The sequence below is a fragment of the Thermostichus sp. OS-CIW-32 genome (assembly GCF_054060415.1).
On the sequence record NZ_JBSSDD010000003.1, the window covers coordinates 147,610 to 161,370 of the forward strand.

At 60.5% G+C, this 13,761-nt stretch carries 11 protein-coding genes; 6 read left to right on the top strand and 5 right to left on the bottom strand.

Annotation, left to right across the window (positions count from 1 at the left end; all coding sequences use genetic code 11):
• Window positions 1-156 precede the first annotated feature (156 nt).
• From ACVWY8_RS05725 to ACVWY8_RS05735, 3 genes are all read right to left on the bottom strand, one after another.
• Complete coding sequence (locus ACVWY8_RS05725; RefSeq protein WP_414383847.1) at window positions 157-1,299, bottom strand: type IV pilus twitching motility protein PilT; 1,143 nt, start codon at window positions 1,297-1,299, stop codon at window positions 157-159.
• A 131-nt stretch (window positions 1,300-1,430) separates the two neighbouring features.
• Complete coding sequence (locus ACVWY8_RS05730) at window positions 1,431-3,494, bottom strand: GspE/PulE family protein (RefSeq protein ID WP_457393466.1); 2,064 nt, start codon at window positions 3,492-3,494, stop codon at window positions 1,431-1,433.
• Window positions 3,495-3,650: 156 nt separating this feature from the next.
• Window positions 3,651-5,288 (bottom strand): acetolactate synthase large subunit, encoded by a 1,638-nt coding sequence (locus ACVWY8_RS05735; RefSeq protein WP_457393558.1) that lies wholly within the window; start codon window positions 5,286-5,288, stop codon window positions 3,651-3,653.
• Between the two features lie 178 nt (window positions 5,289-5,466).
• Here ACVWY8_RS05735 and ACVWY8_RS05740 point away from each other — a divergent pair, with 178 nt between their 5' ends.
• From ACVWY8_RS05740 to ACVWY8_RS05765, 6 genes are all read left to right on the top strand, one after another.
• A complete protein-coding gene (locus tag ACVWY8_RS05740) occupies window positions 5,467-6,519 on the top strand; it encodes a dipeptide epimerase (protein WP_414342327.1) in 1,053 nt (350 codons plus the stop codon).
• Window positions 6,519-7,580 carry a DUF1611 domain-containing protein gene (locus ACVWY8_RS05745; protein WP_457393468.1) on the top strand — a complete coding sequence of 354 codons (1,062 nt, stop codon included), beginning with the start codon at window positions 6,519-6,521 and terminating at the stop codon, window positions 7,578-7,580. Before ACVWY8_RS05740 ends, ACVWY8_RS05745 begins: the two co-directional genes overlap by 1 nt.
• Before the next feature lie 570 nt (window positions 7,581-8,150).
• On the top strand, window positions 8,151-8,300 hold the full coding sequence (locus ACVWY8_RS05750) for a hypothetical protein (RefSeq protein WP_457388187.1): 150 nt from the start codon (window positions 8,151-8,153) through the stop codon (window positions 8,298-8,300).
• A gap of 139 nt (window positions 8,301-8,439) precedes the next feature.
• Window positions 8,440-9,027, top strand: a complete 588-nt coding sequence (locus tag ACVWY8_RS05755; RefSeq protein ID WP_011433729.1) for a DUF2062 domain-containing protein — start codon at window positions 8,440-8,442, stop codon at window positions 9,025-9,027.
• A 196-nt stretch (window positions 9,028-9,223) separates the two neighbouring features.
• A complete protein-coding gene (map, locus tag ACVWY8_RS05760; protein WP_011433730.1) occupies window positions 9,224-10,012 on the top strand; it encodes a type I methionyl aminopeptidase in 789 nt (262 codons plus the stop codon).
• 7 nt (window positions 10,013-10,019) lie between these two features.
• Window positions 10,020-11,891 carry a chloride channel protein gene (locus tag ACVWY8_RS05765; protein WP_457393470.1) on the top strand — a complete coding sequence of 624 codons (1,872 nt, stop codon included), beginning with the start codon at window positions 10,020-10,022 and terminating at the stop codon, window positions 11,889-11,891.
• Between the two features lie 22 nt (window positions 11,892-11,913).
• Here ACVWY8_RS05765 and ACVWY8_RS05770 read toward each other — a convergent pair whose 3' ends face one another.
• Window positions 11,914-12,654 (bottom strand): endonuclease III domain-containing protein, encoded by a 741-nt coding sequence (locus ACVWY8_RS05770; RefSeq protein WP_457396893.1) that lies wholly within the window; start codon window positions 12,652-12,654, stop codon window positions 11,914-11,916.
• Window positions 12,655-12,672: 18 nt separating this feature from the next.
• Complete coding sequence (gene murG, locus ACVWY8_RS05775) at window positions 12,673-13,758, bottom strand: undecaprenyldiphospho-muramoylpentapeptide beta-N-acetylglucosaminyltransferase (RefSeq protein ID WP_457393474.1); 1,086 nt, start codon at window positions 13,756-13,758, stop codon at window positions 12,673-12,675.
• Window positions 13,759-13,761: the final 3 nt, after the last annotated feature.

Genomic DNA, 13,761 nt, shown 5'->3' on the forward strand with positions numbered 1-13,761 from the left:
TTTAAATGTTTCGCAGGTGCAAAAAGGGATCCAGCCCAAACTTTGGGCCGATCAACGATCTCTCAGCTAGAGCTTAGCCACAAATTGAGGCAGTGGCTAGAGATCGGCAATGAACCCTCACCCGGGGATCCCAGCACTGCCTGGTGGCAACGAGGTTTAGCGACGGGCGGCAACTGCTGGTGGCCGCTGTTGCTGGGCAGCCGCGGCTGGCGAGGGCCCGGTAACGTTGCCCAAAAGCCGTTGCAACTCCTCGGGGCGAGAGGTCTTAGACATGGCCGTATCGAAGTCGATCTTGCCCTGTAGGTAAAGGTTAGCCAGATCTTGCTCCAGCGTTTTCATGCCCTGCTTGCCCCCCGTCTGGATAGCCGAGTAGATCTGGGCAGTTTTGCCCTCCCGAATCAGGTTGGCAATGGCCGGCGTCACCACCATGATTTCCTGCACCAGCACCCGTCCAGGCTCTCCTGGCTTGGGATTGAGGCGGCGGGCCAGAGTTTGGGAGAAGACGGCCTTGAGGGAGTTGGAGAGCTGCACGCGAATCTGCTGCTGCTGCTCGGGCGGAAACACATCCACCAAGCGATCCACCGTCTGGGCGGCAGAACTGGTGTGTACCGTGGCAAAGCAGAGGTGGCCCGTCTCGGCGGCGGTAATGGCCAACTGGATGGTCTCCAGATCCCGCATCTCCCCGATCAGGATCACATCCGGATCCTCCCGCATCGCTGCCCGCAGGGCATTGGCAAAACTCTTGGTGTCTTCCCCCAGTTGCCGCTGGTGGATGATGCTGCGAATGGGGGTGTAGATATACTCAATGGGATCCTCGATGGTGAGGATGTGCTCGGCCCGTTCGCGGTTGATCATGTCGATCATGGAAGCCAGCGTAGTCGATTTGCCAGATCCCGTTGGGCCGGTTACCAGCACCAAGCCCCGCGGCAGGCGAGCTGCTTCCTTACACACATCCGGCAGGCCCAGCTTGTCGATGTTGGGGATCTCAGAAGCCAGGGCCCGCATGGCGCAAGCATAGGTGCCGCGATCGCGGTAGACGTTCACGCGGAAGCGCCCGATCCCCCGCACCCCATAGGAGCAGTCCAATTCCCAGTTTTGCTCCAGCTGCTTGCGCTGGTTGTTGTTCAGCATGCTGAAGATCAACCGCTGCACCTCCTCTGCCGAGAGAGGCTCATGCTCTGTCGGCTCAAGGTGACCATTGATGCGGAAGTAGGGGGGCAAACCCGCCGAGATATGAATGTCGGAACCGCCCTTTTGGACGATTGCTTCCATGAGGTCTTCGATCATCAGTTGGGGCATAGGGTTGGGTTCTCCAAAGGCGAGTAGAACTGTCTATCAAAAGAGCCGCCGGCCAAAGCCATGTGAGAAAGGCAACTGTATAGGACTGTTATAGTCGGCACCCCAACATCGTCAAGTGCCAAGCCGACTTCCTAAAACTTCGGGGTCAGGCAATAGGGGCAGTCCATCCAGTCCACATGCAAGGCCGCGCCACAGTTGCGGCAGGTGCTGAGAGCCTTGGCACGGGCCTTCAGCTCGCTTTCCAGACCCTTGTCGGTGAGGGTCACCCGATCCACCTCCTCCAGCGTGGTGAGGCCCTGCTTCACCAGCATCAAACTGTAGGCCAGCAGGGTTTTCATGCCACTTTCCACCGCCGCTTCTTTGATCACCTCCGTGGGGGCCTCTTTGTTGATCAAGTCCGCAAGGCGGTCGTTCATGCGCATGAACTCGTACACCCCTACCCGACCTTTGTAGCCCACGCCCCCACACTTCTCGCAGATGGGCTTGCCGGTGGCCTTGCGCTGCTCCACTTCTTTGGGGGAGAGCTTGTTGGCTTTGTAGAAGGTGAGCTGCTCGCCGTCGCCACTGAGGGTAAGGCCATAGCGGGCCAGCTCCTCCGGCGTGGGGTGGTAGGGGATCCGACATTCGGTACACACCCGGCGCATCAAGCGCTGGGCCAACACCCCCAGCAACGAGCTGGAGATCATAAATGGCTCGATCCCCATCTCCGTCAGACGGGCAATGGCGCCAGGGGCATCGTTGGTGTGCAGCGTGGTCAACACCAAGTGGCCCGTGAGGGAGGCTTCGATGGCGGTTTTGGCCGTCTCGTGGTCGCGGGTTTCCCCCACCAGGATGACATCCGGGTCTTGCCGCAAGAAGGCGCGCAGGATCATGGCAAAGTCCATGCCCTTTTCTCGGATCACCTGCACCTGAGTGATCCCCGGCAGCGAGTATTCAATGGGATCCTCGGCAGTGCTGATGTTGATGCCCGGATCGTTCACCTCCGCCAGAGCCGAGTAGAGGGTGGTGGTTTTCCCGGATCCCGTTGGCCCGGTCACCAAGATTAGGCCAAAGGGTCGCCTGACAATCTCCTTGAAGCTTTCCAAGGTCTCTGGGTCGGTGATCAGCTTGTCCAGCCCCAGTTGGGTGGCGGAGTTGTCCAGAACCCGCAGCACGATCTTCTCCCCATAGCGGGAGGGCAGGGTGCTGACCCGAAAGTCCACCTTGCGCCCCTTGAAGACCCGCCGAATCCGCCCATCCTGGGGCATGCGCCGCTCGGCAATGTTCAAATTGGACATGATTTTGAAGCGAGCGGTGAGGGCAGGGACGATCTTCTTGGGAAAGTTTTCAAAAGCCTGCCGCAACACCCCATCTTTGCGGAAGCGGATGCGCAGGTATTCTTCTTGTGGCTCGATGTGGATGTCGGACGCCCCATCCTGCAGGGCCTTGACCAGGATCTGGTTGGACAGTTTAATAATCGGGGCATCATCTGCCGATTTGACCTGCTGCTCCAGGGATCCCTCGCCGGCCTCATCGGCAGTCACATCCTCGATGCTGTCCAGATCGATTTCGGCGGTATTGACCACCACCTCTTCTTCCTGTTGGGCAGCAGCCGCGTCGTTGATCCCCTTGATGGCCAGCAGCTCCGCCTGCGCATCCATGTAGCGGTTGATCAGGGTCTCGAAATCCCGATGGGTGAAGACCCGCCGCTGCAGCTTCAGCCCCTGGATGCGGAAGCGCCGTTGAATGTCGTCCAGTGCCTGCAGGTTGTCTGGCTTGACCATCGCCACCGTCACCTGATTGTCTCGACGGCGAATGGGCAAGAACTTGTAGCGGTTGCAGATGTCGAGGGGCAAGATCGAGTCGATCAGCCCAATCATCTCGGAGATCTCCACCGGCTCCAGGTCGACATCCAGGGAGGGGATCCCGTAGATGATTTTCAGTTCAAAGAGCTGCTGCCGTTTGTAAGCCCGCTCCAGGTCAGGGGTGATCTCTTTGCCCACGATATCCTTGACCACCAGAGCCAGGGCCTTGCTGTTGCCCTCTCGATCCGCTTTGAGGGCGTTTTGGATGTCCTGGATCTGCTTATCGTCGGCAAAGCCCAGCTCCTTTAACTTGCGGCCAAAGGGGGTAATGCTGACGTTGGCGATGGCCAGAGCTTTGCTGGCAGCGCCGGCGCGGCGCGAGGTAAAGGGAGGGGAAGGAAGATCGCTCATGCTGGCGGGTCACCCACAATGCCTCTATTTCACTGCACTTGGCTGCTAAGGGTCAACGGTAAAGATACATAAGTCTGGACTGCCCAGAGGCCGACAATCCTGGGCTTACTATGCCCCAACTCGGCTCAAATCTCGCATTCCTATCCACCTCACCCCCTAAGTCTCGCAGACCAGCGCTTGCGACCGCTGGGTCAAGTAAAGATTTTCGCCGTAATCGACAGGGCAGTCGATGAGGGTGGGCACCGGCTGCTCGAGGGCCTGCTTCAGGATGGGGATCAGGTCGGCAGCCTTTTCGACGCGGTAGCCCTTGAGGCCCATGCTCTCCGCCAGCTTGACGAAGTCTGGATTGCCGAACTTGACGAAAGCAGCCTCGTTGTATTGATTGTGTTGCTTCCACTCGATCAGCCCATAGCCGCCATCGTTGAAGATGAGGGTGACAAAGGGGGTGCCCACCCTGAGGGCAGTTTCCAGCTCTTGGCAGTTCATCATGAACCCTCCATCTCCGGTTACGGCCACGATGCGCCGGTCGGGATGCACCAATTTGGCGGCCAAGGCCCCCGGAATGGCGATGCCCATGGCGGCAAAGCCGTTGGAGATGAGACAGGTGTTGGGTTTGTCACAGTGGTAGAGGCGGGCCATCCACATTTTGTGGGCGCCGACATCGGAGATGACGATGTCTTCGGGTTCCAGGACTTGGCGCAGGTCGTAGATCAGCTTTTGGGGCTTGATCGGGTAGCTCTGATCCTGGGCATAGCAGGTGTACTCGCGGACGATGTTCTGCCGCAGGCTGATGCCATAGGGATCCGGCTTGCCCGTGCGATCGCAGCGGCGCAGGATCTCCATCAGGGAGTCGGAAATGTCTCCCACCACCTCCACTTGCGGAATGTAGCTGCTGTCGATTTCTGCGGGCAGGGCAGCGATGTGAACGATGGGGATGGTGCCGTCGGGGTTCCATTTCTTGGGAGAGTACTCGATGAGGTCGTAGCCGACGGCGATCAGCAGATCGGTGCGGTCGAAGCCACAACTGATCAGATCCCGCTGTTGCAGGCCAACGGCCCACAGGGACAGGGGATGGGTGTAGGGGATCACCCCTTTGCCCATGAAGGTATTGGCGACGGGAATATTCAGGCGGGTGGCAAATTCGGTGAGGGCGTTGCTGGCTTGGGCGCGAATGGCCCCATTGCCGGCCAAAATCAAGGGGTTGCGGGCGCGGGAGATCAGGGACGCCGCTTCGTTCAGGCTTTGATAGGAGGCGTAGGTTTTGTCCAGGCGATCTCTCCTCAAGGGAGTGCCGCTGGCTTCCATGGCGGCGATGTTTTCCGGCAAGTCGATGTGGACGGCCCCGGGCTTCTCGGTTTGGGCCAATTTGAAAGCCTTGCGCACGATCTCCGGGGTGATGCTGGGGCGCACGATCTGGGCATTCCACTTGGTGACGGGGGCAAACATGGCCACCAAATCCAGGTATTGATGGGATTCGATGTGCATGCGGTCGGTGCCGACTTGGCCGGTGATGGCCACTAGGGGTGCTCCGTCCAGGTTGGCATCGGCAACTCCGGTCATCAGGTTGGTGGCGCCCGGCCCCAAGGTGGAGAGACACACCCCCGCTCTGCCCGTCAGCCGGCCATAGACATCGGCCATGAAGGCGGCCCCCTGTTCGTGGCGGGTGGTGATAAAGCGAATTGAGGAGCGGCGCAGGGCTTGCAGGACTTCCAGGTTTTCTTCGCCAGGAACGCCGAAGATGTACTGCACCCCCTCATTTTCCAGGCAGCGAACCAGCAGTTCGGCGGTATTCATGGTGGCAAGGGTATGGAGAACGGTGGATCTGGATCCCACCATAGACGGCGGACGGGGCAAGGGATAACTTGTTTTCTGGGCTTGGGGACGGGGGCAGGCTGGGCTGGGAACCAAGCTAAGCTCAAAGGGGCGGCCCAGGCCCAATTGCCCCTCCAAGCTTCCTCTTCTGGAGATGCCCATGCGGCTCTACGTCGAACCTTTCACCGTTCACAAGCGCTACGCCTTGACCATCAGCCGAGGTACCCACAGCGATACAACCTTGGCTTGGGTGCGAATTGAGGAGGAGGGAGTTGAAGGGTGGGGGGAGGCTTGCCCTTTTTCGGTGAGCGACGACTACCACCAGTCTCTGGACGACATCCTGATGGGCTTGGACGTGGCCAAAGGGATCCTGCGCCGCCATTCCCCCTGGGAGCGACAGCCAATCGAGGCAGAACTGCTGCGGGCCGGGATCCCTTCGGCAGCGCGGGCAGCGGTGGATATGGCCCTGCACGATTGGATGGGCAAACGGCTGGGGAGGCCCCTGTGGCAGTTGTGGGGGCTGGATCGCTCCCGCATTCCGCCCACGACGATGACGATCGGCATCTCCACCCCGCAGGCGGCCCGCCAGCGCGCCTTGGCCTGGATGGAACAGACCCAAGCGCGGGCCTTTAAGATCAAGCTGGGCAGCGGCTCAGGACTGATGGCGGATCAGAACATGCTGATTGCTGTACAAGAGGTGATCCCGCTGGGATCCCTGATTACAGTGGATGCCAACGGCGCTTGGACGGTGGAGCAAACCCTGAGCATGAGCAACTGGCTGGCGGGGCAAGGGGTGAGCTACCTGGAGCAGCCTTTGGAGAGGGGGCAGGAAGCGAAGCTGATCACCCTCTGGCACGAGTCGAAGCTGCCCATTTTTGTGGATGAGAGCTGTATGGACAGCCGCGATATCCCCCCTCTGGTGGATCGCGTCCACGGGATCAACATTAAGCTGATGAAGTGCGGAGGCCTCAGCGAAGCCTGGCGCATGATCCACACCGCCAAAGCCCACGGCCTGCAGGTGATGTTGGGCTGCTACAGCAACACAGCCCTGGGGAATACGGCGGCGGCCCACTTGGCTCCCCTGGTGGATTACCTGGACTTGGATAGCCACCTCAACCTCATCGACGATCCCTTTGCCGGGGCCATCCTGCAGGACGGCTGCCTGCTCCCCACCGACCGACCGGGTTTGGGGGTAGAGCTGCGGGAGGAATAATGGGAAGGCCGGAATCCCTGTCCAGCGAAAGTCGCGTGGCCATCCTGCTCCACGGGGGGTTGCTGGGGGAGCATGGGAAAACGGGGCTGGGGCTGCTGCGCTACGGCTCTTTCCCGGTGGTGGCGGTGATCGACCGGGAGCAGGCGGGGGGATCCCTGGCCCATCTGACCGGAATTGCCAAAGACATTCCCATCGTGGCCTCGGTGGAGGAGGCGCTGGCCCACCGGCCTGAAGTTCTGGTGATTGGGATCGCCCCTTCAGGGGGGCAGTTGCCGCCAGCCTGGCGGGAGGAGTTGGGCCTGGCCCTGCGAGCTGGCCTATCTCTGGTGAATGGGCTGCACACGCCTTTGGCCGAGGATCCCCAGTTTCGGCAGTGGTTGCAGCCGGGGGCCTGGATCTGGGATATTCGCCGCGAGCCCCCCAACTTATCGGTGGGGAAAGCCCTGGCCCGCACCTTGCCCTGTAAACGGGTGTTGACGGTGGGCACCGACATGAGCGTGGGCAAAATGTCCACCAGCCTAGAGCTGCACCGGGCCAGCCTGAGGCGGGGCCTGCGCTCCCGCTTTTTGGCCACCGGGCAAACCGGGATTCTGATCGGCGGCGAGGGGATCCCTTTGGATGCGGTGCGGGTGGACTATGCCAGTGGGGCGGTGGAGCAACTGATCATGCGCTATGGCTCTGACCACGACATTCTGCATCTGGAAGGTCAGGGATCCCTGCTCAACCCCGCCTCTACGGCCACCTTGCCTCTGTTGCGTGGATCCCAGCCCACCCACCTTATCCTGGTACACCGCGCCGGCCAGACCCACATCAAGGGGATGGACTACGTGCCCATCCCGCCCTTACCCAAGGTGATTGAGCTGTATGAACAGGTGGCGGCAGCTGCCGGGGCTTTTGCCCCCGCGCCCGTGGTGGGGATTGCCCTCAATACCTTCGGCTGGGAGGAAGAAGCAGCCCTAGAGCAGATCCGCCGGGTGGAAGCCGAGACCGGACGGCCCTGTACGGATGTGGTGCGCTTTGGGGCAGATCCCTTGTTGGAGGCAATTTTGGCGGCAGGATAACTCAGTTTGCAGACAGCGGATCCACTCCCATTGTCCATCTGGGAAAAACTCATCATCTTCAACAGGTGAGCGATTCAGATGGTTCCCGGTGCCGTTGTCTTCTCTGAGATGCGATCTCCTCAGCCAGGTATTCTCGATCCAAGTCGCTCCCATTGGCCGGGGGCCAGGAACTGGGCTTGCTCCGTGTTCAGAGAAGAGCATGACTCTAGTCAATAATAATAATAAGCTCAACTATACTGAAAATAATGTATAATATGTTCAGTACGGATTACTACCAGTTGATCTTTCTGTTTACTTTCGAGTCTGCCAACATGGTAGCCAAAGCAAAGCAGAAAATTGGTAGTAAGACGACACGGAAACTGCGCTTTGGGTATTCTACTCAAAGCTTTGCGGGATACCGCCATTCTGTTTGGAAACAAACAGAATGCTATCGCTGCATAGTTGAACAGTGATGTTCAGCAGTGTTCAGCGTAAATGTATCAGGCCTTCAATCTTCGGAAAGTAAGCCGATGGGTACACCTGCACAGCCAAGATGGGATCCTAGATTCACAGTCTTCCCCAGAACTCCAGATGACAACTCCCCCCGAAAAGCCTGATCCCAAAATGAAATCGGGATCCCTGCGATCCGGGCTGAACATTGCCCTGTTCCTATTCTTGGTGGTGCTGGTTTCCTACTTGGGTCTTAACTTCGTGCTGGCCTTGGTGGACAAGCTCAGGTGACCACTCCGTAAACCGATCCCCCGGCGTCACCCCGTTGCTGCTGGCCCGGATTTGCCAATGGCCCTTTGTCGCCAAGGGCAGGAAAGATACACTGGATTTACAGGACTTAACACCTTCTCTCAGTTGCCCCCTTGCCACCATGAGCCCCCTCTTTTGGTTGAGGCTGCCCTCTTTCTCCTGGCCTTCGCCGGGATCCCTTAAGCTTTATTCCAGATCCTACTCTGGATCTCAACCAGGGCCGACCCTAGCCCGCCGGGATCCTTCCTGGAAGCGTTGGCTGCGCTATCTTTATCTGCGCCTGTTGCGGCTGCAATCGTCGCCAAAAGAAATTGCCCGTGGCTTGGCGGTAGGGGTTTTTGCCGGCTGTTTCCCCATCTTCGGCTTTCAAACGTTGGCCGCTCTGGTGTTGGCTGTTCCGTTTCGGGGCAACAAGCTGGCGGCGGCGGCAGGGACCTGGGTGAGTAACCCCTTCACCTATGTGCCCATCTATGCATTCAACTACCAGGTGGGAGAATGGCTACTGGGATCCCGAACTGTCCTTCCCACCACAGAGCTGGTGGCGGCCACCTGGCAAAACTGGATGCAGTGGGGCTTGGAGATGTCGGGCACGCTGTTTGTCGGCTGTGCGTTTGTCGGTTTTTGGGGATCCCTCGTCAGCTATTTTCTGGGGCTGTGGTTGGTGCAGCGGATTCGTCGGCGGCAGAAAATGGCCGGCAGGGGTCTGTGAATGGGCGCAAGGCGATTCAGAATCCCAACCTGAGAACCCAATCCTGGACAGTCTGCAGGTGCAGAGATCCATCCGTTTTCACAGAGCTTTTCACAGATAAGGTCTCATGATGGAAGACATGCGAGCGTTGTTGACAGACCTCAGCCGTCGCTCCCAGCGATGGGGGGAGCAGTTGGGATCCGCTTTGCAGACGGGTATGAACCAGCTCACGCAAGCCCCTCAGCCCATTGTGTTGCTCTCTTCGCGGGAACTGGAGAAAATGCGGCGGGCTTGTCGCCTGGCGGCAGATCTGCTCAAGCACTTGGAGCCGATGGTGCGGCCAGGGGTCACCACTCAAGAGCTCAACGACGAGGCCGAGCGATGGACGCGGGCGCATGGGGCCAGAAGCGCCCCTTTGGGCTACCATGGCTTTCCCAAGTCCATCTGCACCAGCGTCAACCACGTGGTTTGCCACGGCATTCCCAGCCCCAAGCAGATCCTGCGAGAAGGCGACATCATCAACATCGATGTCACCCCGGTTTTGGATGGCTACCACGGCGATACGTCCAAAACCTTCTTTGTCGGACAGCCTTCTGAGCGGGCGCGGCGCTTGGTGGAGGTGACCGAAGAATGTCTGCGGCGGGGCATTGCTGCCGTCAAGCCGGGGGGGAGAGTCGGCGACATTGGCGCTGCCATCCAAGAATATGCCGAGGCCCAGGGCTACAGCGTGGTGCGCGATTTTGTCGGGCATGGGGTGGGACGGCAATTCCACACGGCCCCCCAGATCCCCCACTACGGCGAACGGGGAAAAGGGGAGAAACTCCGCCCCGGCATGGTGTTCACCATCGAGCCGATGATCAACGAGGGCACCTGGGAGGTGAAGGTGCTCTCCGACGGGTGGACGGCGGTCACTTTGGATGGCAAGCTCTCGGCGCAATTTGAACATACGGTCGCCGTTACCGAAACCGGTGTAGAGATCTTGACCCTGCCTTCCCAAAGCCCCTGAGCCGATCATGAACAGCGCCCCCGCTCTCCGCCTGCGCCTCTCCTCCGAGAACCTTCTGCTGCTGCTGGCGGCGGCAGTGGGGTTGGCCACGGGGCTGTTGGTGGTTGGATTTCGCTACTTGATTGGCTGGTGGCGCTATCTGCTGCAGGACACCCTCGTCGATGGCCTCGGCAGGGCTGCAGAACACTATGGCCTGTGGCTGCTGGGATCCTGGACACTGGCTCTGGCGCCGGTGCTGGGGGGCCTGCTGATCGGCGCTTTGGGGGCAGTTGTGCCCTTTCCCAACTTGAGCCTCTCCGGCTTGGTGAGTCCTGCTCGTCCTTTGGCACTTCAGCCCTGGTGGATCCCGCTCAAGCTCTTGGCGGCTGCCATCTCGTTGGGCGCGGGAGCTTCCCTTGGCCCTGAGGCCCCCAGTGTGGAAAGTGGCGCTTTGCTGGGATCCCTGCTGGGGCAAAACCTACGCCTCTCGCGGGAGCGGGTGCAACTGTTGATGGCTGCCGGAGCAGCGGCTGGCCTGGCGGCAGGGTTTAACGCGCCCATTGCCGGGGTGTTTTTGGCGCTGGAGCTGGCTTTGGCCCGCACCTTCACCACTTCTGCTGTCAGTGTGGTGGTGTTGGCGGCGGTGGTCTCCGCCTTGATCGCCCAGGTGGGGTTGGGGGCACAACCCGCTTTTCTTTTGCCCACCATCACCCAGCCGGCTTTTGTCTTGCCGGACTACGAGATCCACAGCTTGCTGGAGGTACCTCTGTATCTCGGCTTGGGCTTTTTGGCCAGCCTGGTTTCTATGGCCTTCAGCTACACCCTGGAGTGGGGCAAGCACCTGTTCAACAGTGGCCCCCTGGCGGCCTGGCCAGCTTGGAGCAAGCCCATTTTGGGGGGCGGGATCCTGGGCTGCGCAGGTTTGGGGATCCCGTTGGCGCTGGGAGTGGGCTATGAAACCATTGAGTCGATTCTGCAGGCCGTTCCCTTTTCTCTTGGCCATCTGGGCTTGCTCCTATTGGGCAAGCTGTTGCTGAGCGCTTTGAGCCTGGGCAGCGGCTTTGTGGGGGGAACCTTTGCCCCGGCTTTGTTCATGGGGGCAGTGCTGGGGGCAGGCTACGGTCAGGTGCTATCTCAAGCTTTGCCCTTGATTGCCTTGTCTCCCCCTGCTGCCTACGCCATGGTGGGCATGGCGGCGGTGTTGGCGGCCAGCGTGCGGGCTCCGCTAACGGCCATCTTGCTGCTGTTTGAGATGACGCGGGACTATCACATTGCGCTGCCGGTGATGGCGGCAGTGGGTTTGAGCATCTGGCTGACGGAGCAGTTGCATTCGCCGGCCATCTACCCTTCCGCCCGTCGCTATCGCCACGCAACGCTTGACGGAGTCCTTGGGCAGGAGCCTAGAGAGCTGACGGTGCAAGAGGTGATGGTGCCCCCATCTCTTTTGCTTCGGCAAGACACACCGCTGCGAGAAGCTCTGGAGAGTTTGCTGCAGCAAAAGTGCCATAGCGCGTTGGTGGTGGACGGACAGGAGCGGCTGCGGGGCATTCTCACCCTGGAAGATCTGGAGCGGGCCTTGGCCCATAAGGAGGCGGCGGAGTTGGCGGAGCTAACCGTACAGGAGGTCAGCCAATCTCCGGTTCTCACCACCTTCCCCGATGAGGCGGTAGCGGTGGCAGCTGAGCCGATGTACGAATACGATTTGCGCCAATTGCCAGTGGTCTCGCGGGAAGACCCGGAGCAGATCGTCGGCCTGTTGGATCGAGAGCGGGTGCTACTCTCCCAAGAGATTCAATCGGTGCGGCAAGCCCTGGAGTTGGAAGTTCCCCCAGCAGAGAGAGACGCCGGCAGGAACGGACAAGAGGGGATCCCAGATGCTTCTGTTGCGCCTGCAGAGTAGAGCTCCGTCCTGTTGATGGGGATCAGCGCTGCCGCCCAGAAGGGCAGGTGGGACGCAGCGGGCAGCGGCCACATTCGGGCATGCGGGCCTTGCAGATGCGCTTGCCCAACCGGATGAAGTTGACATGCAGGGAATAGGCTTTGCCCCTGGGGATCTGAGGGGAAAGCTGAGCAAAAGTGTCGTCGGGATGTTTGGCCCGCACCAAGCCCAGACGGTTGGCCACTCGATGCACATGGGTATCCACCGGGCAGAGATCCCGACCCAGCCCGAACAACAACACACAGGTGGCGGTCTTCAGCCCTACCCCTTTCAGGGAGAGCAAAAAATCGAGGGCGCCAGCATCGTCTAGCTCTCTTAGAAAGTCCAGACTCAGGGATCCCTGTCGTTCTTGAATGGCAGCCAGGATCTCCTGAATTCGGACTGCCTTGAGGTGGGCTAAGCCGCCGGAGCGGATCACCTGGGCCAGATCTGCCGGGTCGGCAGCCAAGACCGCTTCCCAAGAGGGAAAGGCGGCTTTGAGGGCGCGGAAGGCACGGCTGCTGTTGGTGTCAGTGGTGTTCTGGGAAAGGATCGTGCCCACCAACTCGTCCAGGAGATCGGGGTGAGGGGAAAGGCCATTGGGAGCCTGCTGAGGGATCCCAAAGCACTGTTCTAGCCGCATCAACAGCGATTCCATCCTGTCGGCGGGCGGGAGTTCCGCCAGCAGGGCAGGGGGCTCCGCTGCTTGAGCGGGCGCAGGCGGGCAGTGGGAAAGACCATCCACTCTCTGCTGGACCACAGCTTAACGGGCAGAACTTTGGCGGATTTCCTGCAACAGACGGGCGATGGCCTTGCTGGCATTGGGGGGAGCTGTGGCTTGCAAGTGGGCGGCCATTTGGGCAACCACCTGCGGCTGAGCCAACCAGGTCAACACCGTTTGCCGCAGCAAGTCCAGATTCTCTTCGGATTCTCGCATGACCACCCCCCCACCGCGCCCCACGAAGGCCAGAGCATTCTGATACTGATGATCTTCTGCAGCAAAGGGATAGGGGATCAAAATGGCCGGGGTGGCGGTGACCAGCAACTCCGCCAGGCTCATGGCCCCGGCCCGGCTAATGGCAAAGTTGGCCCGCTGCAGCAGGGCAGCTACATCTCGACGGAAAGGAAAGGGCCGGTAGCGGGGATGGGTGGGTTGAAGCTCGCTGTCGCCGGTCAAATGCACGATCCAGGCCCCTGTTTCCAGCCAAGCTTCGGCACAGGCGGCCACCATGCGGTTGAGGCCCCGCGCCCCTTGGCTGCCCCCCATGACCACAATGAGGGGATCCCCGTCGGGAATGGGGAGGTCGGCAGGGAAAGGCTGGGGCGTGTAGAACTCGGCCCGCACTGGCGTGCCCACCACTTGGGCGGCCACCCCTGGCAAATGCTCTGCCGTCTCCGCCATGCCCAGCGCCACCACCTGACAAAATCTCCCCAGCCAACGGGTCACTTTGCCCGGGATCCGATTGGACTCGTGCAGCAACACCGGCACCCCCAGCGAACGGGCGGCCAAAATGGCCGGAGCGGCAATGTACCCGCCGGTGGTCAGAACAACGTCAAACCGTCCCAACTTGAGGAGTTGGCGCACTTGCAGGGTGGCGCGGGCCAGTTGGGCCAAGGCTTGCAGCTTGCGGAGAGGGGATCCCTGCCAGCCGGACATGACAACCCGGTGCAAGGGATAGCGCTCCCGCACCAGCTTCCCTTCCATCCGATCCGGCACCCCCAGCCATTCGATCTGCCAGTCGGGCAACTGCTCGGCAATAGCCAAAGCCGGAAAAATGTGGCCACCAGTGCCACTGGCAGCAACCAGCAGCCGCGGGCGTGAAGCTGGATCCTTGGCGCGTGTGTCCACCCG